Below are 21868 nucleotides of genomic sequence, written 5' to 3' on the forward strand. Positions count from 1 at the left end.
GATTGAGTTCTGTCGCAGATACCCACGACGGCGGACTTGAAGAGCAACAGATACATTAGCATGAGATGTCTGGATTGATTGGTCGGCCTAACCGAGCCTCCAGCACGCCGTCCGTAAAAGGCATGAAGGCTGGTACATTTGGGGGAGCGAGTTGGCAGGCAAAATCTATGTCATCATGACGGGGAACGAAAACAGCCTTTGGTCTCGGTGCCTCAGCGAGAGCCTAGTAGCCCTCGAATTTGGCAAGACCTATTTTGATCCATGGCACGCAGAAGACTACGATAGCTATCTTGAGGTTACGAAAGCTGACGCCGCCAAAGACGACACAGAGGCCGATATCAAAGGTCGAGCGACGCTCTGGTTCAATCGAGGCAACGACCTGACGCGCAGCGAAGGCGATCTCTGGCTCCACAGGGATAAGGACAGCGATAGTCTCTATTGGGCCCAAACGACGAGTGCCGATCCGGTTTTTGATCACTCCGATCCCGACAGCGTTATGCTCGGGAAGCCTGTCACCAAGTGGTCCCGCCATGACAAGAAAATGAAGCCGTTGTCATGGAAGAGTCTCCATCCCGTGGCGAAGGACTATATCTCCTCAATGGCAGCGATGTTCAGCGTCGCCAATGCGGATATGAAGGCCTATGTACAGGCCCTCATCGACGGAGGTGACCTCACTCCTTGGCATTCGCGCCCAAAGTGGGAAGAACGCCTCGGCGTGCATAAAGGGAAGGCGCTCGGATCGAGCATATCGCTGCATGAGCTCACTCTCGCAAACCTCATGCACTCGATCAAGGGCGCGGTTGCGAATTCGAATGGCCAGAAGATCTTCAAAACCTTGAAAAACAAGGAACTCCATTGTTCCGAGGCCGAGATGATGGCTCATCTTGCCAAGCTCTACGAGGAGCAGAAGGGGAAATGCGCTATCACCGGCCTTACGATGCATCTGCATGGGCAGGACGATTGCGATAGCGATATGCTCGTTTCTCCGGACCGGATTGACAGCTACGGCCACTATTCCATCGGCAATGTTCAGCTCGTCTGTCGTTTCGTGAATTTCTGGAAGATGGCACAGGACAATGACCGCTTTGCTGAACTCCTGGACCGTGTGGTGGCGCACCGGCTCGCAGATCTGTTGTAGCCGCGCGCATCGACCTTCCTGTCTCGCACGTTCATGATGACAAGGCGCAGTTCATTATCGTGCCGCAGGAAGTGACCGTCGAAACTAGCCAAGCGTTCGTTCGCGACCTCGAAATTGCGCATACCGCCTCCTAGCCGACCCTAAGTCTGGCCTGCTTCAAATGAGGTTGATGCTCCGTCGGCCGAAGCGAATGAGCAGCCATCGCGGCAATGAAAACCTCGGGCGTTTTCAGGTAGCGCTCCAACTTGTTCTCCCTCATGAGCACTACGAACAGAGCGCACGTTTTCGCCTGACAATTGACTGACTTGCTGGGGTTGAACTCTATGTCCGTGAACCCGGCATATTGTATTTCGCCGTCCACTCGATTTTTGAGCCATACACGGTGGGGAAAGATGGCATTGAGATAAAGCCAATCATAGAACACGGTCATAGGTTCTAGCGGGAACTCGAAGCGATCGAATTTGAAGCCCACCAGTGCGCCGGAATCGCGGAGTCGTGGGTCGCGCTTCGCATCGCGCGGCTCAACCTCGTACAGGTCGGTGTACGGGCCACCGCGCTCGAATACCTTACTTCCCTGAAAGGCGTTCTCCAGCGGTATCTCGCCGATGCTGGTCATCACGCGGAGGTGAAACGCGCTAAGATGCCGACCCGCGATTTCGTCGGACTTGCTCGACACTTCTAGCAGCGGGGCATATCCAGCCTTCTTCGCGGCATCGTGAAGCGCCCGGATGTTCTTCTTCTTCTGAACCTCCGCGAAGCCACCAGCCCACGGAATTTCGAAATCCAATCGGGTGACGTAACCTTTGTCCTCGGTCGCAGGAATAAAGATTGGTCTCTCAGCCATTGCCGATGTTTCCTATCAGGTTAAGAGGAATGAGACAGGGCACCAGAACCTCGCACTTTTCGGCCCGTTGGCGACGGAGATAGATTTCAGGGTCTTTCCACTCCATACGTGTGTACAGTACCTCCCAATCGATTAGGGCGTCCGACTGATCAATTGGGACCGCTTCGACGCCGTTCTTGTTGGAAACTCCTGGAGTGAATTGGACTCCTTTGAACTGGAGCACTGACGGGTGTATTCGCAGGAAAATCGAGTTCTTGATCCGTCCATCTTGCCGCGCCACATATTCCATTGGATGGGTCTCTAGAAAGCATAGGTGCACATATTTCCCCATGCCATTCTTGGCATCGGCATCCCGACTCACTTGATTGCCTCCCGGCGCAGGCACTTTGATGACCTTTTGTTCGAGTTCGGCAATTGGATATAAACCGCCTAACTCACGGATCAACGGCAGGTTGCTCCTGTCAGTGAAGTGATAAAGTCGTGGAATTTTCGCGATTGAATCAATTGCCATATTCCCCTCCGTGCTGGCCGGGAGCGGCCTACCCCACGGGAATCTTAGGGCAGTCGACACCCAAAAGCCATGATGCGCGCCAAGGTGTTCAGATTGGCGACGTTCTTCAATTGTTCTATACGGTGAAGAGGATTCTCAATCACCAGCTAGGTTCGAATCGTCGTGAATGGCCGCTCCATAACGATCACTATCCCAGACGTCGAAAGCATGGCCGACGACGAGTTAGAACAGCTTGCGCGAATGCGAGATGGCCGATGGAGTGCGCAGACCAAAGCGCTTATGCGCCGGTTCAACACTAATAAGCTCAATCTTAATCGGGCATGGGCTGGCACCTGGCAGGGCTGGACATGCCCATGCTGCCGGAGGACAAAACCGCAGATTGCGAGACTCACGACATCCGGCGTGCTGCTATGTCAACTTGAATTGCACCACGACCACCTAGGCGATAAGGCCGGGAAGCTATTCGAGGAAATTAACAAGAAGTCGGACGATCGCGAGTTCAACATCCAAGTGTCGCATGCCAAGTACGGCATGCTCCAGTTCGTGGAACGCTTCGAACGAACGCTCATCTGTATCGACTGCAATCTGGCAGACGGAAGCGCTAAGGCGGCACTCGACAGCGCAGTGGATTGGGACTTCACTTTCTCACCTAAAGAGATCACCGGGTTTATTCGCGCCACCGACAACGGTGTCCATACAGTCGATTTTGAGGCGGCACGCACGACGTGGGAGCAGGTGAAGGCAGACATCGCGGATCGCCTCGATTTTGCTGAGCGGATGGCAATACGGTTCGCCAAGGGGAAGAACCGTCGCGAAGTGGCGATCGGGATGCGGGCCGATTTCTGGATCGATGACCGGGCGCTGGTGTGGGCGCAGGTTACGGACGCATTGCCGCACCTAGACCGTGGCAGCATCGGCATGAAAGTACTTGCCCGATCGGTTGCGCGGGACGCCGTTGGCAAATCAGCGAAACGGAAGGTGAAGCGTGCCGGCAAGCCGCCCACCGATGCTGAGTTCGCCGATGTAGGGAGTCAGAACGGCGAACAAAAGCATTGGAATGCTGTAAGCGAGGATTGGACGTGCGGGTGCTGTAAGCGCTCCAAGCGGGAGATATGCAGGAGGTCGAACAAGGGAAAATGGACGGCGCGCATCCACATCATTCAGGATTGGATCGCGGAGGAGGAGGACAGCAACCTCTATTGGCGCGGTGGCGACATGACGGGTGGAATGATAATCGGCTCCCATGTCACTGTGCTCATCTGCCAAGACTGCCGGCATATCATTTCTGAGGTCCAGCGTCGTGATGGCACTTTGGAGGAGTCGAGCTTGACGATCGGAGAGGTAGAGGCTGCTATCGTCGCGATTGCCCCTAACCAGATGCACGATGTTGACTATGAGTGGGCAATCGAGACAGCGCGGAACAACCGCGATCTTGTTGCAGCCGTGGACGAGTATCACCGGCACGCACGCGATGCTCTTGCAAAGTTGGCTCGTGCCAAATGGCTCATGAAAGCCGTTCCATGTTCTTTTGAGAAGGCACGCGACTTCATGGGTTACGAGCACGCAAAGGCGGAAGACGTCGATCTAGAGGAAGGCGACGCCTACATGGATTGGCTGCTACGTGAAGGCCTTAGATTTGAGGAGAGCAGCGCAGTAGGATAATCCTTATCCTGTAGCCACTCCCAGGAGCGCGATTGCCCGCGGACGCCAGGATGACGACGTCGAGCCCGCGTGCCAGTTCATCCAAAGTCGCGGCCTAGGTGCCGACCTTTCGCTTGACTGACTCCGCCGACGCATTTGCGGAGGGGCATTAGCCTAGGCAAACCTTTTGTCCCGTGGGCCGAATGCCGCGTAAGGGTAGGTTGGAGGGATCCTCATTCAGATGCCTCGGATAAGACCTCGAGATCGCAGCCTTCGATTTCATCATGCTCCTCGAGCACTCCGCTTGTCGCAATTGGAATGTCGCCAGCCAGAAGCCTTTCCTTGCTCAGCAGTCCTGCGTCCTCGAGGGCCTCGAAATCCGGCAGCTGGCGCAGCGTGTCGAGCCCGAACTGCGACAGGAAATTCTTGGTCGTCACATAGGTGTAGGGCGCGCCGGGCTGCGGCGAGCGTGGACCCGACGCGATCAGCTCCTGCGCGCGCAACACGCCGATCAGGTCGCGCGACACCTCCTTGCCGAAAAAGCTCGACAGCTCGCCACGCGTGATCGGCTGGAAATAGGCAATGCACATGAGCACGAGCGCCTCCGCCTGCGATAATTCTTTCGCCTCCTGCCCGGCTGTGCCAAATGCACTGCGGATGACGTCCCCAAAAGCCTTTTTGGTCCGGTGCTGCCAACCGCCGGCAACCGCGACCAGTTCGTAAGGGCGGCCGGCGAGCTCGACGCGGATGTCGTCGATGATCAGCTCGACGTTGCAGTTCTTGCCCACCACCCGCGCCAGGACCTCGCGCGGCACCGGTTCGCTGGCGGAAAAGATCACTGCTTCGACGCGGCCCATCCATTCGCGCCAGCGCAGTTCCGGCGGCAGGTGGTCGAGCTCTGTGTCCAGCAAAGCCGGCTGGCCGTTTGCCTTGCGGCGGGCGGACGCTTCGCTCATCGCTACAACCCAAACAGCCGAAAGGTTGGGCGCCCGGAGAGCTCGCGCACGGCCTCGAGCTGTTGCAGCCGCTCGAACAGGCGTCGCGCCGCAAAACGCGACAGGTTCTTTGTCACCAGCGAGCCGGAAACGGCATCTTCATTCAGGAGCAAAAAAATCACGTCGCCGGCGCCTTTCGCGCGCAGTTTCGGCGCCACCGCCATGAGTTTTTCGGCGCGGCGCGACAACTCGGCGGCCAGCCGGCAGGCCTCCGCCGCCGCCTGAACCAGCGCACTGCAGACCGCGCGCTCAAAACTTTTTTCGCCCGGCCGGATTCTTTTGCCTCCACTTTCGGAGCGGAAGGTCGGCGAAAAAACCTGGGTCATCAGCAGCGGCAGCGGCCGCGGCCAGCGCAGGTTTTGCGCCAGCACCAGGTCGGCGAGCCACCAGGCCAACAGCTCGGCATCGGGCCGCATGGCAGCGACATGAGCGGCGATTGCCGCGGCAGCGAACGGCGCCGGTCGGCCAGCTCGGACCGCGTCGTCGATCGCCGCGCACAGATCGACGAGCGCCTCATCGCCCCAGGCGAGTCCGAGCAGCTCGACCACCTTCGCCAGCCTGTCGGCGTTGGCGATGGGCGGCTGCCCGGCCAACTGCCGCCAGGCGCCAAGAATGGCGCCGGCGGGACCGGGATCGGCGCCGGCCGGGCAAAGCTGCCAGGCGTCGCGCAAGGCGGCCGCGTCCTCTGAGCGGCCGGCGAGCCGCATGCTGGCGCCGGCGCAGTTGAGCGCCAGCCGCTGGCGCCAGGCGCCGGCCCAGGCAGGTTGCGCGCTGGCGAGGCTGTCGAGCGCACCCAAGGCGGCGCCGGCCCGGAAAGCGGCATCACCGTCGCTCTGGGTGCCAGCGCTTGCGAGCGCCCAAGCAGGAACGGTTGGCGGCGCGGTGGAGCTGGCGGTCGCGGGATCAAGGCGAATCATGATCCTGGAGGGTAAATCGCGAGTGCGCTTTTGGCCATCATTTTTGCGTTAAAACGCACAGCCTGTCGGAGCAACAAAACGAACGATAATGTTGCCTTATCGTTCGTTTTGCTCTCTAAGGGAGAAATGGCTGTTTTCATCGAGCAAAAGCCCACAAAGCACTCTCAGGAGAGCTCCCGACCGTCCCACAGCACGGCTGCGCACGACGATGCGGGCGCGCGGCTGTCGGTCGAGCCGCAGGACGCGATCGCTGAGGACTTGCCCGACATCATCGACGTCGTCCTGGCGATGGGCACAACGCCGGAAGAACCGCCGGCCGAAGCTCCCTCCCCTCTTCCGGCCGTCGCCAATCCGCGCCTGCCGGCGCATCTTGAGGCGCTTGCTGGCCGCGCCCGTGACTATGTCGAGGCGGCAAGCGCGGCCAACACCCGCCGCGCCTACGCCGCAGACTGGAAGCACTTTTGCGCCTGGTGCCGCCGGCAATATTTTGACCCGATGCCGCCGGATCCGCAGCTGGTCGGGCTCTACATCACGGCGCTGGCTTCTGGGTCTGGAGGGGATAAAAAAACGGTTGCGACGATTGAACGGCGTCTGTCCTCCCTGACCTGGAATTATGCCCAGCGCGGTCAGCCGCTGGACAGAAAAGACCGGCACATCGCCACTGTGCTGGCCGGCATTCGCAACAGCCACGCCAAGCCACCAGTGCAGAAGGAGGCCATTCTGCCCGAAGATCTCATTGCCATGCTGGAGACGCTCGATCGAGGCACGCTGCGCGGCTTGCGCGACCGCGCCATGCTTTTGCTTGGCTTTGCGGGCGGACTTCGCCGCTCGGAGATCGTCGGGCTCGACGTGGCCCGTGGCCAGACCGAAGACGGTCGTGGCTGGATCGAATTCTTCCCTGGCAAAGGCGTCCTGGTCACGCTGCGCGGCAAGACCGGTTGGCGCGAAGTTGAGATTGGCCGCGGTTCGGCGGACGCCACCTGCCCTATCGTGGCCCTGGAGACGTGGCTGAGACTGGCACGAGTAGGCTATGGGCCGCTGTTTCGCCGTGTCACCGCCCAAGGCAAGGCGGTCGGCGCCGAGCGGCTCAATGACCAGGAGGTGGCACGGCTGGTCAAGCGCGCGGCACTTGCTGCCGGCGTGCGGGGTGATCTGCCGGAAGGCGAACGCGGCCAAAGGTTTTCGGGACATTCGCTGCGAGCCGGACTGGCCTCCTCAGCCGAGGTCGACGAGCGCCATGTGCAAAAGCAGCTCGGCCACACCTCGGCTGAAATGACCCGCATATACCAGCGCCGTCGCGATCGGTTCCGCGTCAATCTCACCAAAGCGAGCGGGTTGTAGGAGGAAAAAGCGCCCTCCCCTGCCCCGAACCAGACGTCCCAGCAAGACAGATGACAATCTGGTTTGGGTTGGCGCCGCAGGCCGTCAAACTCCTTGAAGGGCTGTCATAGCCAGGATAGGTGGTCTTTCGGCAACCGTCCGCTCGGATCGAATACGGTCACCTTGTGCGGCAGATCTGGCCCCCAATCCCAAAGCACGAGGTTGCAATCTTCTGCCTCGGCGCCCGGCGCAAAGCTTGGAACCAGAATGCCGGCAATGCCTCGAGAACGCAGGCGGTCATGGACGTTCCAAGAAGCCGGGCGTTCCCCGTTGCTGAGCGCTGTCGCCCAGGCGCACGACATCTCGTCGAGCGTGACGGACGCTTCTCCCCTCCCCTTCTCGGTTGTCAGGTCCACAATGGCCTCGCAATCGACCTCGTAGGAACACAGCACGCACGGATCGATCCGATGCGCGAAGCCCTGATTGGCTTCCTTGACCGCCGTCATAATGGTCAGCGCCAGGTACAGCGTTGGCACCCCCTTGGGATTGAAGCGCGCCCCCCTGATCGCGGCTCCCTCACCGGAAGTCGGTTTGAAAGCCCAACGCGGATCATGTGCCCTATAGCAGGTTCCAACGAACCTCAAGCAAAGCCGCCAAGCGCCATGTGATCGAGATAGTCACGAACGGCACCAGCCTTGCCCTCTTTCACCAGCGCCTCGGCGGTGCGCCCGCCGAATGCCGCAAGCGGCTGGGCTCGATACCACGCCATCGCCTGGTCCTTTCCCCCCGCCCAATCCGTCACGCGGCTGATGATCTCAAGCATCTCACGAAGTCGCCCCTGTGTTTTGGCGGCGCGGCTGCGCTCCAATCGATACAGGGTTTCGCGGGCAAGGCCGGCCGTGTCGGCCAATTGACCCTTGGACATTCCAAAGCCATCCGCCACCTGGTCGATAGCAATGTTCCCGGCCGGATCCATATAAAGCAAAACCAACGGTTCATTCGGGGCTATTTTTCTGAGTGCGTGGCCCACAGCTCACATCCTGTCATATCCGACGTCACAAATACCAGGCAAAACATAGGGCACTTTACGGCTAGCATCAAGTCTCGGAACCAAGGCGACCACCGACGAGGCTGCTGGATGGCCCGTCCCCGGCCGATCAAAGCACTCCCCTGCCTCGACTTATGACGTGACAGCACGCGACCCAGTACACCGGCCAACAGCTTGGGCCTTGAGCGGGATTGATCGGTAGGCACGACGAGGCCGTCCCTCCTCAATCAATCCCAGCCTTTCCGTTTCATGCTGAGCCGCAGCGCCTCGCTGATCTCAGCGGATCTTGGGGCGCTGGCCAGCCCATCCTGATGCGCGCTGTCCTTCCAGAGCGGCTTGCCGGCGTTCTGGCTGGTCTTTGCATCAAGCCTTGCGCGCAGCAGCGCCATGACCATCGGCCACACCGAAAACTGGCCGTTGCGAGCCCGCTCCGTCAGGTTCCTGAGATAGCCGCCCCGACTGTTGATCTGGTCGGTTCGCTGCAGCATCGCAGCTATCGTGATGGCCGCGTTTTCAGGCCCCATCACCTGGACCGCCTCCTGCCATGCGCTGGGGCTGACCCCCATATGCGGCCGGGCCAGTTCGGCCGCCGCAACAAAGTCACGCCAGGTTCGAATCTGGGCGCCGCGGCCCATGTTCAGGATTTCCGGGCAGGCGTCCAGCACCATTCCCAGGGGCAACTCCCGTTTGGGCAGGCTATGCACATTGTTATCGTACCCGGCACTGCCGCTCGCTTCTTGCTCGCTTTCGTAGCGATCTTCAGTTTCATCGGTAGAATGAGAGTCTGGGTTTGAATTCTGTATGTGGCGCTCGAAATGGGACTCATTGGCGTTCATATTTTGTGATTTAACGAACGTTTCCAGCAGCTGATGCACTTCGGCCCAGATGTCCTCCAACTCGTCGGCAACAGACTCCAGCAACTGGCGTGAGGCTGTCCGCGGCAATCGAGCGACGGCCGCCTCATACCGTGTTTGAAATCGGCGCCAATCACACGGAACCTGTTCATTGACCCCTGCATCGATCATCTTGACGATGTCGCGCCGGCAGATGGTGAGACGCTCCTTGACCAACCTGTAGGCCTTCCGCTCCGCCTGCACGGCCGCAGCCAACTGCTTGAACTCCTCGGCGCGCGCCACAATCGGCCCCAGGTCGAAGCCGTAGGCCTGCTCGATCTGCCCGCCCTCCCCCTTGCGAGCAAAGCGTTTACCGTTCGGGCTGTCACGACGGATCACCAGCCCGCACGTTACCAGGACCGACAGGTGGCGCCTAAGCGTCGCCGGCGACATGCCGTTGGCACGCCGGATCAGCTGCTCGTTGGAGGGAAACACGACCAGCCCACCCTCCCCGGAAAGATCGTCCTCGCGGTGAAACGACAGCAGCGCATTGAGGATCGCCAGCGAACGATCGGTCGCGCCTATGGCGTCCCTGGCCTCTGTGATGTCTCGAAACGCCTGCCATTTCGGCACAGCCGTCGTTCGGTCGATCGCCTTTGCACCTGCCTGGCTTGCCATCTGGGCAAGCGTCATCGGCCGCCGCCCAAATGGCGTCGTCGAAATATGCGTAACCATTTTCCCTCTGCCTCTAGTCAGGCAAAAGAAATCTGCTCGCCAAACGACGCCTAATAGCACTTGACAGTGATTCGCGGATTTGCGATTCTCGGCTTGCTACAGACCTGAGAAGGGCTTCCGTGACGGTGACGTTCGGGGGCCTTTTTCTTTTGCGGTTCAGTCTCCTGTTGTCTTCCTGGATTCCGTCTCTCGGAACGCCTCGAACAGCTCCTCGAGCCTGCCGGTAATGAAAGCACCGAACGCTGAGGCCTCCCTGGATTTAAAAGCCAGGGTGAAAACCTTCCCCGTATCGGTGATCCTTGCCTTTACGGAATTGTCTTTTGTCGCCCAGGCCCTTTCCCGCGCGCGCGTCGGCACCGATTTCGCACCGTTGACGGTTGCCGCCAGCAGTTCATAGAGCGCCTGGAACCGCGCATCGCTGCTGGCTTGCTGGAACTGGCCGGACCGGACGTGCGCCTGCGCCCTGGCGGCATTGGCCGGATGCTCCATGAGTTTGGCCAACTGCCACCAGCGGTCACGGCCGATCCCCTTGGCCGCACCGATGGCCATGATGATGGATTCGGAGACGTTGCTCGACACGGACCGCATCTTGGAGAAGGTCGTATCGTCGAGCGCCAAGGCCGATTTGACGATGTCGGCCGAATAGCCCTGCTTGAGCAGGCGCTCGGCAAACAGCGTGCGCTCGATAAAGGACAGGTTGGCGCGCGCCGCATTCTCCTGGCCCTGGGCGACGACGTGATCGCGATCGTCCATTTGCTTGACGACAGCCCGCACTGGGCGCCCCAACGCACGTGCAACCCTGACGCGCCGATGCCCGAACACGGTCTGGTAGCGGCCGGGGGACGCCGGATGCGGCCTGACCAGAATGGGCGAATCCTGTCCGCGCTCTTGGATCGCCCGCACCAACTCGGAGAACTCCTGCTCGTCTTCGCCAATCCGGTCCGACACAAACGAGGTGTCGACCAGCTCTGGGTCGAGATCGACCACCGAGCTTTTCGACAGCTCTTCAAAGGACTGGATAATGGATCGCGACGCGCCGCGAACAGCGTAGCTCGACACATCCCTGGTCTGCTCCACCGCAGTGGCGCCCATCACGCTATCGAAAACGTCCTTGCGCGCCATTCAGCCCCTCCTCAAATCAGCTACTCGTCTGATTTTGTGGACAAAAACCTGCGTTTTTACTGCAGTAAAATTCAACGCCATCACGCCCTCCCCCACGCGCGATGGACGAGCGAGACGATTTCGGAATTGACCGCATCGAGCGATTCCATGGCCCGATCGTAGGTCGTGCGGGTGAACGATGATTTCTCGACCTCGTAGAGTGTCTGCTTGGTCAGCCCGGCGTCCGATATGGCGGTCGACTTCAGCATCGGATGCTCAAGGATCTGGCCGGCCAGCATCGATTGCATGAAGCCCACCATCTGGGCCTGCGGGATATCGGTGGGCTCGTAACGGGTGATCAGATAACGAAACCAGTCGAGTTGGATCTCGGCTCCGGCTCCCTTGATGGTTTTCAGAATGCCGCCGAGCATCAGCAGAAACTGGCTCATGGACATGAGATCGAGCATTTGCGGGTGAACCGTAATCAGCACCGACGTCGCGGCCGACATGGCGGTCAAGGTCAGATAGCCGAGCTGTGGGGGACAGTCGACGACCACGACGTCGTAGCGATCGTCGACGTCGCTCAAGGCCCTGGCTATGCGCAAGAAGAACTGACGGCCGGCATTGGATGATTTGTCCTGCATCGCCAACGGCGTATCGTACTCATATTCCTGAAGTTCGAGATTTGCAGGCACAATGTCGAGGCCGGGGAAATTCGTCGGAACGATGACGTCGGCTATGGACCTACGCTCCGCATCATAGCGAATCGCCTCATAGAGCGAGAGGTTCCGGTCGAGTTCCGGCTGGAAGCCGTGGAGTGCCGACAAAGACGCTTGCGGATCGAGATCGATGGCAAGCACACGATGGCCGGTAAGTGCCAGGTGCTGGGCGAGGTGAGCCGCGGTCGTGGTCTTGCCGCTTCCTCCCTTGAAATTGACCACCGCGATGACCTGCAGCTTATCTCCGGGCTTGCGGTGAGGGACGTATTTCTTGACCTCCGTCCTGCCATGCTGATCGAGGAAATGGCGGAGCTCCAGCATCTGGTCCGCAGTATAAGAGCGTCGACCCGACTGCGCTTGTTCGGGCAGGGGCCCCTTGCCTTCGAGATGGAGCCGCTTCAGATTGTTTTGCGACACACCAAGATAGTGCGCGACCTCGGCCATGGAGAAGGTGCGCAGGGTCTTCGTGGCGTTGGGAGGAAACTTCTCCATGCGCAGCTGATTGAGCCGACGCGATATCTCCGCCCCGTGCTCGAGGATCTTGTCGTCAAACTCGAAGCTGGGCAGCCGCATCGCGATGTTCATACTTCCGGAAACCTGAATTGGCGCTTTTTGCTGGGAAACAGACCAACAACCGCCATTAAGCTCCGATTCGCCATCCCGGGCAAGAGCTTTTGGGTTAACAGGAAGTTAACGGCCTGTCCCGTCAACACGCCGCAAAAAACGTCTGCCAGAAAGAGCTACCGCACTGTTTCGATTCATGTTTTTCCCGAAATTTACGGCAGTAAAGTACAGATGGTGGATGTTGCCACCACAGTCGCCGCGCGAGGGAGGAAGACGGCGTCATTCGACCCCGCTTTAGGGTCGAGACATCTGTGGATGCGGGCAGCGGGTCCTGGTGTCATCCCACGCCATTGCCAGGCGGCCACGCGCGTGATCAGGAGCAGCCCTGCAAGCTCGCGGCTGAAGCGACGAATGGCATAACAGCGCGAACGCGTGCCGGCGGCAGGTATCCCGCTGCCTGACAGGCGGACAGAACAAGGACTCTTTCTCCCTTCTCCCCGCTCCGCCTGCCAGGCCAGGAAACTTTCCAGCGTCTCGGCAGCCGTCGCCCCTGACAGAAGCCGCTTGTAGCAGGCGCGCGGATAGCACGGAGATGGAGCGCCTCTATAATGCTGCCAGGGGATCAGATCACCTTGTGATGGAAATCGGGCCATCGGGTCGGGGAACACCCGCGCATCGAGCTGTGCGACGCGCTCACCACCCTGCCGGCTTTCACAAATGCGCTCGTTGCCAAGTGATGGCTCACACACTCTTTCCCCGGTGTCTGTGGCGACGATTACTGCCCTGCGTTTTGGCAGCCCGTGCGACACGTGCCGGCGAGAGCGGTTGCCGCCGTGTCATAAGCCGGCGCTACGCGCAGATAGCATTGCTGCTGTCGTGGCCGCTGAAGGCGACTACCGACTTGTGGACGTTAAAGCACCTGGCGATCGTCGCCTTGTGCCTCCTCACCTCTGTCATCTGCAATCGCCTCGACGGTGAGCTGCTGCAGTCCGGATCAACGCTTCACTGCGGCCTCTGGCCCGCGTTCGCATCGCGGCGCCGAGCAGCCCAGTCCCGCCCGACAGCGGCGTTGCGATGTCGAGCCTCAATCGCGACGTGCCGCTAGTCGACAGCAAATTCTGCCCCGGCATTGTTTGGTTGCTTGGAGCGTCGAGCGGAGCTGGTGAAAAGCAGGCCGCTCACGGAAAGGATGACAAGGAGTGCGCCGCTCGCCATCCACATCGACGGGACCTCGCCGAGAATGGCCCAGCCGAGCATCACAGCGATGATGGGGTTGACGAAGGTGTAGGTCGCTACCAAGGTCGGCGTGACTTTGCGGAGCAGCCAGATGTAGGAAGCAAAGGCAATCACCGTTCCGGCGATGGTGAGGTATGCCCATCCAGCGATCGACCACGCCGTGATGGAGGAGGGGTGAACAAGGCTCGCTTCACCGTCGGCGGCACCGACAATGGCCAATGCGGCAGCGCCGGCCCATAATTCGACGATCGACATCACCAATGGGCTGCTGGAGGTTGGAGACTGTTCGGAGACCACCGTTCCGATGCTCCAGGACAGGGACGCACCAAGCAGCAAGAAGATGTCGATCAGGTGCACCTTCTCAATTCCGCCGGCAACTTCTTCCCAGGCTATCAGCGCAACTCCAAGCACACCTGGGGCGAGAAAGGTCAAGGACAGCGCGCTCGGACGATTGGGGCGTCTGAGGCCTGTCTGCAGCGCAGCAATCCACAAAGGAATGGTCGCCAGCATAATTGCAGCCAGGCCCGTTGGAACCCGCTGTTGAACGTTTGCAAGGATACCGTGGCATCCGACGAAGAACAGCAATCCGCATACGATGCCATAGAGCAGGGACTTTCTCGATGGGGCCTTCGCACCGGAGGCGGCGGCACCGACGAAAAGGATCAGGCCGCCAACCAGGCAGCGCGCCGCCATCAGCAGGAACGGCGGCAGTGATTGCAGCGCCAGCGCCAGTGCCAGGTAGGTTGACCCCCAGATAAAGTAGATGGCGCCGAAGGCCGCAATCACGAGAAAACTTGCATTGGAGAGCTTCATTGGCTTAAAACCTCTTATGAGGTTAGAATTCGGAGATCGAGCTTGAGTTCCCCGCACCTCCTGAAATTGCGGCAGCCCGGCAATGTCGCGAAAGAGGATCTGGCGATCCGCTTTGTCAACACGGCTGCCTGGCGCTTGCGGCAAGCCGCCGAGGAGCGGCTTCCCACGCCGGCCGCACTGCTGGATTGGCTTGATGAAAACGGCGTGCGCATTTCCAACGATCCTGCTGAACTGACGCCGGGGAGGGGAGGGCACCTCCAACGGGCCCAAGCCGTTTATGGAAGCGCCATAGCGCTGCGCGAGACGATCTATGAACTCCTGGTGGCACAGATCAGAAAGATCCCACCCGCTGATGACCACGTCCAGGCGTTCAATCGCTTTCTGCAACACAGGCCAGCGGCCTTGCTGGAATGGCAGGGCGGGAAATTCGGCTGGAACGCTTCCGAACCAGGCGTGTTCATTTTCTGCACGCCGATCGCCGTCTCCGCGGCTGAGCTCATGACCGGCCCGCAGGCAGGGCGGGTCAAGCAATGCCAGGACGATCGAGGCTGCGGCTGGCTGTTCGTCGACGGGAGCCGGGCACAAAACCGGCGTTGGTGTTCCATGGGAGATTGCGGCAATCGCGCCAAGGCTTCGCGCCATTACGCCAGGGTCCGCGGGACGAGAGACGGGAGATGACGACGCGGCAGCCATCCGCCGATGGTGCTGTACAAGCAGGTGGCTGAAGCACGGGCGCCAACCATGGCGTCAACTGTGGTGGGTTTGGCCACACTTCAGTGGCAGGATACGAGTGGCATCAGGTTTGCCGGACGGATGTAAGGTCGTATCGTCATCACGCAAAGCCGGATCAATCATTATGTGCAACGACTACGAGCAACACATTCTTTGGGCTGAATACTGCAAGATGATGCAGAGGCTCGAACTCGGGATACCGACCCAGCAGAGCGAAGGCGATCTCCCCCAGGCAGACGACATCAAGGTCAACGATGTCGGCCCGGTGATGCGCGCAGCGGGCAACGGCATCGAGCTGGTGCCCATGAATTTCAGCTTCCCGCCATCGAACCCGCGCAGCGGTCCGGTTTTCAACTTCCGCTCCGAAGGTCGAAGCTTTGCCAAGAGCAATCGCTGCCTCATTCCGGCCTCGGCCTTCTTCGAGTTCACGGGCAAGAAATATCCCAAGGCCAAGCATCGCTTCACAATGACTGATGAGCCGTTCATGGCCATCGCCGGCACCTGGCGGGAAGGGCAGGGCACAGCGCCAGCGGCCTTCACGATGCTGACGACCGATCCGGGACCAGACGTTGGGCCCTATCATGACCGGCAGGTCGTCGTGTTGCGCCCGCAGGACTGGGCGCACTGGATCTACCTTACCAAGAGCGAAGCGGAGCTGCTTCAACCGTCGCCTGCAGGCACGCTGCACGTTGAAACGGTTCGGCCAGGAAGCGACTGACGAGCCCTGCTCGGCGCTGGCGATTTGCGGCCAAACGCGAGGACTTCATTTGAAATCGCGAGGCTTCACGCGAATCGTGTCGATATGCAGGTCCGGGATATAGATATCGCGGCTGCGCATGCTGGCGGGACGACCGCGCGGATCGAGCGTCGGACTGCCATGATGGAACTCGTCGCCGCGCCCGTGCGGTAGCGGAAATGCGCCCTCGCGATGGCCGACGCTGGCGAGGTCGGCCGACAGGTCGGTGAGCCGCTGCGCGACGAGATGGACGACGTCGCCCTCGCGCTGGATGCGGCCACGCACAGCGATCATGCCGGCTGAAAGCACAACGCGCCGATACTGCTCGAACACCTTGACCCAGATGACCAGGTTGGCAATGCCGGTCTCGTCCTCCAGCGTGATGAACATCACCCCCTTGGCGCTGCCGGGGCGCTGACGCACCAGCACGATGCCCGCAACCTCGAGCCAGGCCCGATCGCGCGCCTCCATCGCTTCCCTGCAGGTGACCAGACGCCGGCGGCGCAGATCTTCGCGCAGGAAGGATACCGGGTGGGCACGCAGCGACAGGCCGACATGGCCATAGTCTTCGACCACTTCGCCACCTGCCGTCATCGGCCGCAACGAGACGGCCGGCTCCTCGATTTCGGGATCGGCGCGCGCCTGGCGAGCGGAGGCGGCGGCGAAGAGAGGAAGCGGCTCCTCGCGCAGCGCCTTGATTGCCCAGAGCGCCTCGCGGCGTGCCAGGCCCAGGGACGGACGGAATGCATCTGCATCGGCAAGCTGGACAAGTGCTACTGAGGACACGCCGGCGCGCCGCCAGAAATCATCTATCGAAGCAAAGGGCCGATCGGCTCTCGCGGCAACGATCGCGGCGCCATGCGCGTTGGCGAGCCCGCGCGTCATGCGAAGTCCAAGGCGAACGGCAAAGCGGCTATCATTTTCCGTTGGCTCGAGCACGCAGTCCCATCGCGAGGAATTGGCGCAGACGGGGCGAACCTCGACGCCGTGCTCGATCGCATCGCGCACGATCTGGGCAGGCGCGTAAAAGCCCATTGGCTGGGCGTTGAGGAGGGCCGCGCAAAACACATCTGGGTGCCAGCATTTCAGCCACGCGCTGGCATAGGCGATAAGGGCAAAGGAGGCTGCGTGGCTTTCTGGAAAACCGTAGGAACCGAAGCCCTCAAGCTGCTTGAACGTACTTTCGGCAAAGGCCCGCTGATAACCTTTGTCGACCATGCCGCGGATCAGCTTTTGCTTGAAGGAGGACACACCGCCGGTGAATTTGAAAGTTGCCATTGATTTGCGCAGCATGTCGGCTTCACCGGGGGTAAAGCCGGCGCATTCGATCGCCACCCGCATCGCCTGCTCCTGGAACAGGGGAACACCGAGCGTCTTGCCCAGAACTTTCTCGAGTTCGGGCTTGGGATAATGGACCGGTTCCAAGCCTTGGCGGCGCCGAAGATAGGGATGGACCATGTCACCCTGGATGGGTCCGGGCCGCACGATCGCGACCTGGACCACGAGATCGTAGAAGGTGCGGGGTTTGAGGCGCGGCAGCATCGACATCTGCGCCCGGCTCTCGATCTGGAAGGTGCCCAGGGTGTCCGCCTTGCGGATCATGGCATAGGTGCGCGGATCCTCGGCGGGGATGGTCGCCAAATCGAGCTTGATGCCCTTGTGATGGGCAAGAAGATCGAAACCGCGCTTCATGCAGCTCAACATGCCCAGCGCCAGGACATCGACCTTCATGAATTTCAGCGCATCGATATCATCCTTGTCCCATTCGATCACCTGGCGATCATCCATTGCGGCGGGCTCGATCGGCACCAGCTCGTCAAGTCGGTCACGGGTCAACACGAAGCCACCAGGATGCTGCGACAGATGGCGCGGCGCGCCCATCAACTGGCGGGCGAGATCAAGCGCCATGCGCAGGCGTCGGTCACCGAGATTGAGGTTGAGCGCCTCGACATGCCTGGCCTCGACACCTTCCTGCGACCAACCCCAGACCTGCCCGGACAAGGTTCTGATTAGATCCTCGGTGAGCCCAAGCGCCTTGCCGACGTCGCGCAATGCTCCCTTGGTGCGATAGCGGATCACCGTCGAGCAGAGCGCCGAATGGTCGCGGCCGTAGGTTTCGTAAACCCACTGCATGACGATCTCGCGCCGTTCGTGCTCGAAGTCGACATCGATGTCGGGCGGCTCGCGTCGCTCCTCGGAGACAAAGCGCTCGAACAGCAGATCGTTGCGGCCGGGATCGATGCTGGTGATGCCGAGCACGTAGCACACCGCTGAATTAGCGGCCGAGCCCCGGCCCTGGCACAGAATGTCTTTCGATCGCGCAAAGCGCACGATGCTGTTCACGGTGAGGAAGTAGGGCGCGTAGCGCAGCTTTTGGATCAGCCGCAGTTCGTGCCTGAGCGAGGCTCGCACGCTGTCGGGCACGCCTTCGGGATAGCGTTCATCGGCGCCCTCCCAGGTCAACTTCTCCAGCGTCTGCTGCGGCGTCAGGGTCGGGTGGCTGCGTTCCTCTGGATATTGATAGGCAAGTTCGGCGAGATCGAAGCGGCAGCGTGACACGATCTCCACTGTCCGAGCCACCGCTTCCGGGTAGCGCGCAAACAGCCGGTGCATCTCCTGCGGAGGCTTCAGATAGCGATCGGCGTGGCGCTCGCGTCGGTGTCCAAGTTCATCGATGGTGACGTTATAACGGATGCAGGTGACGACGTCCTGCAGGATCCGGCGGTCCGGTGCGTGGAAGAGCACATCGTTGGTGACAACAGTCGCCACACCGACATCATCTGCCAGGGTGTCCAGATCATGCAGCCTCAGCTGATCGTTCGGCCGCCGGCGCAAGGTCAGCGCCATAAAGGCGCCGTCCCCGAAGACGTCGCGCAGCCGCCGCAGACGCAGGCCACAGCACTCGTCGGCCTCGTCGGGAACCAGCACGGCGAGTAGGCCTTCGCCATAGGCGACGAGGTCTGCCCAGTCGAGGATGCACTTGGCCTTGCCGCCGCGTTTCTTGCCGAGGGACAGCAGCCGGCATAGCCGCGCATAAGCGGCTCGATTGGTTGGATAGACCAGGACGGACATGCCGTCGGCGAGGTCGAGCCGGCAGCCGACGACGAGGCGGACGCCGGTGGCGTTGGCGGCCTCGTGGGCGCGCACGATCCCGGCGAGCGAGTTGCGGTCGACCACTGCCATCGCCTCGATCCCGGCCACCGCGGCCTGGGCAAACAATTGCTCGCATGATGAGGCGCCACGCAGAAAACTGAAATGCGAGGTGACCTGTAGTTCCGCGTAGCGGTGGCGGTCGGTCATCCGAACACCCCATGCAAAAACCAGCGATGCGAGCCGGTGGCCGCGTCCTCGCCATCGCCGGAGCGGAAGATCCAATAGCGCTCGCCGGCATCGTCCTCGACGCGGAAATAATCGCGCACAGCCACCAGTTCCGCGTCGCAACGCCACCACTCGCCGAAAATGCGTTCCGGTCCATCGGCGCGGCGAACACGGCGTCGGATGCCTCGCCAGGTAAAGGACACCGGTGGATGATCGGGCAACAGCGCAACGGTCTCGATCGGTTCGGGCGAGGGCAGGAGCCGGGCCGGGCGCGGCCAATCACCCGGCCATGTGGCGCCGGAGTCCGGCGCCATTGCGGGAATGCGGCGCACCGATCGCTCCGGAACATCGGTGGCGACCGGCGCGGCGCGATAGAGCGAGCGCTCGCCGACACGGTTGGCCAGCACATCGATCAGGTCCGACACGTCCGGTGCCGCATCGTCGACCAGCGAGGTCATGAGCTGCTTGGCGGCAAGCGGCTCGGCAAGTATCGCCGTCAGTGTCATGACCTCGATCCCGAAGCCGGGGTCGATGGTTTCGACCTTGTCGGTCAAGAGCCGCGTCAGGCGCTTGGCATCGCGTACGGGAAGGGCGGTGCCGACGCGAATGGCCTGGGCGCTGCTGTCGACGCGGTGGCAGATGAGATCAAGACGCCTGGCGCCAAGCCCCTTGGCTTCCAACGCTTGGCGCAGGGCAGCGACGAGCTCACCGATGAAGCGTTTTATGGTCTCGGCCGCCCCAATCGGCTCGGCAAAGCTGCGTCTGACCTCGGTCAGCTCCTCGCCGCGTATCGGATCGATCGGCTCGTTGAGGACGCCAAGTGCCTGATCGATCCGCCGCCCAAGCTGGGGGCCGAACCGCAACGTCAAAGGCGCACGCGGCTGCGTAAGCAGATCAGCGATGCGTTCGAAGCCGAGGACGCGCAGGCCCTCGATCGTATCAGCCGGCAGGCGCAGCGCCGAAAGCGGCAGTTGTGCGATCGCTGAGGCGCTGTGTCCCGGCGGGGCGACGATTGCCGGTCTGGTCGCATGACGCGCGAGCGCGTGCGCTGCTCCCCAGGTGTCGGCGATCGCCGACCGACTGGTGAACCCGGACGTAGCCAGCCGGTCAACCAGGCGGGCGAGCATCGCTTCCTCGCCGCCGTGCAGATGATCGGCGCCCGTGGTGTCGAGGACAATGCCGTCCGGCACGTCGACCGCGACGATCGGGGCGTAACGCCGCAACATCCAGACGGCCAGCCGGCCGAGCGCCTCGGCGTCACCCGCAGCATCATGATCTCGAACGACCAGCTTGGGGACAAGAACACGGGCTTTGGTGGCAGGCATGCCGACGCGCGCGCCCGCAGCCCAGGCCGCCGCGTCCGCGGCTAGCACCACCTCCCGCCTCCCGTGCAGGCCAGTCAGCACGAGCGGCGCCTCAGCGGGCGGTGCGGCGTCGCCAGCCAGGCGCCGCAGCCTGTCGGTCGACCAGCTGGGAAGGAAGAGCGAGACGACCCTTGCCATCGCAGGCCTCCAGTTCAAAATCCGCACTTCCGCCAGCTCGCGCCCGGATAAGCTCGACCAGCCAGCGGTGACGGCCGACCCCGGGCACCGGCAATGAAGCCGAAGGCAGCACCGAGATGCGCCATCGGGTCACAGCCGCAGTCGGTTGCCCGAAATCAGCCGCCTCGGCCTGCCGTCGCCAGCGCCGCAGGGCGATGCCGATGGTGCCGGTCTCTTCGGCACAAAGCTGAAGCCGCCGGGAGGCCGTCATGTCGAGCCGGGCGACTTCGCCGACCACGGTGCCGAGCCCACCGTGCCGCAAGCCTTCCTCCACGCAAGCAAGAATGGTCTTATCGTCACCGGCTTCGGCATAGATGACCCGGTCGGGCGCCAAGCCTGCCTGCGCCAGAGCGGGCGCGAAGAGGTCGGAGCGCGTGATGACCCACAGAACCTTGCCCCTGGTACGGGCGGCGATGCCCGCGGCGAAAAGGGCCGCGGCGGCGGCATCGATCGCACCGGTGCCGCCGCCGGCGATCTCATGAAGGGCACCGAGCGCCAGCCCGCCCCCGGGGAGCCGCTTGTCGAGATCGGGGATTCCGAAGGGAAGAACCGACTTAGTAGGTCGGCTCCGGCCTTCGATTTTCTCGATCGACGCGCGCAATGTACCGATAGCGGGTTGTCGCCGCACGTTCATCGAACCTTCAGCAGAATAGGAATTTGTTCTCTATTTGTTCCAACACGGATCAAGAGTCAAGAGGTAGGGCAGGGCGGGTGTCCCGAGCAGGCCTTGGACGGTTTGAAGCAACGCGCCAGGTGAGCTGTGCCGAACTGCAGCCCCGCCCCGAGTGCCGGTGCGTCTGCGCGACCGCTCGTGCATCTCGTAATCAGCCAAGGAGTGCCGGAAGAAGTCCTCCCCGCAAGAGCAGGCGCGTTGATAGCTTCTCCTGCCAATTGGCAGCCCGAGCGCGCTGCCATCCACGGGCACGCATCGGCAGCGGCTGCGATGCGCAGCGGCGCACAGGGATCGTTTGGCCACCTGCCAGATCGCTTGGGCAGTTTCAGATGACCGGTCGTCGACCCGAGCTGTGGCGGATGCTCGCGACGGTGCGCTCGTTGATCGGCGCGAAGGCGGGATCGTCTCGGCCGCGAAGGCGAGGAAACGGACACAGGACGTGCGAGAAGCCTG

Annotated in this window: 18 protein-coding genes; 5 read left to right on the forward strand and 13 right to left on the reverse strand. The window is 61.5% G+C overall.

Annotated elements, in window-relative coordinates; all coding sequences use genetic code 11:
- The first annotated feature begins 151 nt into the window (after window positions 1–151).
- On the forward strand, window positions 152–1138 hold the full coding sequence (locus LB555_RS00670; RefSeq protein WP_224682107.1) for a hypothetical protein: 987 nt from the start codon (window positions 152–154) through the stop codon (window positions 1136–1138).
- Between the two features lie 130 nt (window positions 1139–1268).
- Here LB555_RS00670 and LB555_RS00675 read toward each other — a convergent pair whose 3' ends face one another.
- Together LB555_RS00675 and LB555_RS00680 are read right to left on the reverse strand one after the other, a co-directional pair.
- Window positions 1269–1982, reverse strand: a complete 714-nt coding sequence (locus tag LB555_RS00675) for a DUF6977 family protein (RefSeq protein WP_224682108.1) — start codon at window positions 1980–1982, stop codon at window positions 1269–1271.
- Window positions 1975–2493, reverse strand: a complete 519-nt coding sequence (locus tag LB555_RS00680) for a DarT ssDNA thymidine ADP-ribosyltransferase family protein (RefSeq protein WP_224682109.1) — start codon at window positions 2491–2493, stop codon at window positions 1975–1977. The genes LB555_RS00675 and LB555_RS00680 overlap by 8 nt, the downstream gene beginning before the upstream one ends.
- A gap of 207 nt (window positions 2494–2700) precedes the next feature.
- Here LB555_RS00680 and LB555_RS00685 point away from each other — a divergent pair, with 207 nt between their 5' ends.
- A complete protein-coding gene (locus LB555_RS00685; RefSeq protein ID WP_224559264.1) occupies window positions 2701–4155 on the forward strand; it encodes a hypothetical protein in 1455 nt (484 codons plus the stop codon).
- Window positions 4156–4367: 212 nt separating this feature from the next.
- Here LB555_RS00685 and scpB read toward each other — a convergent pair whose 3' ends face one another.
- Together scpB and LB555_RS00695 are read right to left on the reverse strand one after the other, a co-directional pair.
- Window positions 4368–5090, reverse strand: coding sequence for an SMC-Scp complex subunit ScpB (gene scpB, locus LB555_RS00690; protein ID WP_224682110.1), 723 nt, complete (start codon window positions 5088–5090; stop codon window positions 4368–4370).
- Window positions 5091–5092: 2 nt separating this feature from the next.
- Window positions 5093–6046: a DUF1403 family protein gene (locus tag LB555_RS00695; RefSeq protein WP_224682111.1), complete on the reverse strand. Its 954-nt coding sequence runs from the start codon at window positions 6044–6046 to the stop codon at window positions 5093–5095.
- Window positions 6047–6172: 126 nt separating this feature from the next.
- On the opposite strand from LB555_RS00695, the gene LB555_RS00700 reads away from it, so the two are divergent.
- Complete coding sequence (locus LB555_RS00700; RefSeq protein ID WP_140877659.1) at window positions 6173–7387, forward strand: site-specific integrase; 1215 nt, start codon at window positions 6173–6175, stop codon at window positions 7385–7387.
- A 104-nt stretch (window positions 7388–7491) separates the two neighbouring features.
- Here LB555_RS00700 and LB555_RS00705 read toward each other — a convergent pair whose 3' ends face one another.
- From LB555_RS00705 to LB555_RS00730, 6 genes are all read right to left on the reverse strand, one after another.
- The gene (locus LB555_RS00705) at window positions 7492–8010 is read right to left on the reverse strand and encodes an RES family NAD+ phosphorylase (RefSeq protein WP_140877657.1); all 519 of its coding nucleotides are present in this window, start codon (window positions 8008–8010) and stop codon (window positions 7492–7494) included.
- Window positions 8007–8342 (reverse strand): antitoxin Xre/MbcA/ParS toxin-binding domain-containing protein, encoded by a 336-nt coding sequence (locus LB555_RS00710; RefSeq protein WP_140877750.1) that lies wholly within the window; start codon window positions 8340–8342, stop codon window positions 8007–8009. Before LB555_RS00710 ends, LB555_RS00705 begins: the two co-directional genes overlap by 4 nt.
- Before the next feature lie 299 nt (window positions 8343–8641).
- Complete coding sequence (gene repC, locus LB555_RS00715; protein ID WP_140877655.1) at window positions 8642–9982, reverse strand: plasmid replication protein RepC; 1341 nt, start codon at window positions 9980–9982, stop codon at window positions 8642–8644.
- 156 nt (window positions 9983–10138) lie between these two features.
- Window positions 10139–11104, reverse strand: a complete 966-nt coding sequence (gene repB, locus LB555_RS00720; RefSeq protein WP_140877653.1) for a plasmid partitioning protein RepB — start codon at window positions 11102–11104, stop codon at window positions 10139–10141.
- 80 nt (window positions 11105–11184) lie between these two features.
- Complete coding sequence (repA, locus tag LB555_RS00725; RefSeq protein ID WP_140620207.1) at window positions 11185–12387, reverse strand: plasmid partitioning protein RepA; 1203 nt, start codon at window positions 12385–12387, stop codon at window positions 11185–11187.
- 1080 nt (window positions 12388–13467) lie between these two features.
- A complete protein-coding gene (locus LB555_RS00730) occupies window positions 13468–14415 on the reverse strand; it encodes an EamA family transporter (protein WP_140877649.1) in 948 nt (315 codons plus the stop codon).
- A 42-nt stretch (window positions 14416–14457) separates the two neighbouring features.
- Here LB555_RS00730 and LB555_RS00735 point away from each other — a divergent pair, with 42 nt between their 5' ends.
- Together LB555_RS00735 and LB555_RS00740 are read left to right on the forward strand one after the other, a co-directional pair.
- The gene (locus tag LB555_RS00735; protein ID WP_224682112.1) at window positions 14458–15093 is read left to right on the forward strand and encodes a CGNR zinc finger domain-containing protein; all 636 of its coding nucleotides are present in this window, start codon (window positions 14458–14460) and stop codon (window positions 15091–15093) included.
- Window positions 15094–15271: 178 nt separating this feature from the next.
- Window positions 15272–15865: an SOS response-associated peptidase gene (locus tag LB555_RS00740; RefSeq protein ID WP_140877647.1), complete on the forward strand. Its 594-nt coding sequence runs from the start codon at window positions 15272–15274 to the stop codon at window positions 15863–15865.
- Between the two features lie 45 nt (window positions 15866–15910).
- On the opposite strand, the gene LB555_RS00745 is transcribed toward LB555_RS00740, so the two are convergent.
- Genes LB555_RS00745 through LB555_RS00755 form a run of 3 tightly spaced genes read right to left on the reverse strand, consistent with a single transcriptional unit; the run spans window position 15911 to window position 21376 of the window.
- Window positions 15911–19183, reverse strand: coding sequence for an error-prone DNA polymerase (locus LB555_RS00745; RefSeq protein ID WP_224682113.1), 3273 nt, complete (start codon window positions 19181–19183; stop codon window positions 15911–15913).
- Window positions 19180–20703 carry a Y-family DNA polymerase gene (locus LB555_RS00750; RefSeq protein WP_140877643.1) on the reverse strand — a complete coding sequence of 508 codons (1524 nt, stop codon included), beginning with the start codon at window positions 20701–20703 and terminating at the stop codon, window positions 19180–19182. The genes LB555_RS00745 and LB555_RS00750 overlap by 4 nt, the downstream gene beginning before the upstream one ends.
- Window positions 20618–21376 (reverse strand): ImuA family protein, encoded by a 759-nt coding sequence (locus LB555_RS00755; RefSeq protein ID WP_140877641.1) that lies wholly within the window; start codon window positions 21374–21376, stop codon window positions 20618–20620. Before LB555_RS00755 ends, LB555_RS00750 begins: the two co-directional genes overlap by 86 nt.
- Window positions 21377–21868: the final 492 nt, after the last annotated feature.

This window comes from Mesorhizobium sp. BR-1-1-10, from assembly GCF_020165595.1.
Classification (GTDB): Bacteria; Pseudomonadota; Alphaproteobacteria; order Rhizobiales; family Rhizobiaceae; genus Mesorhizobium; species Mesorhizobium australicum.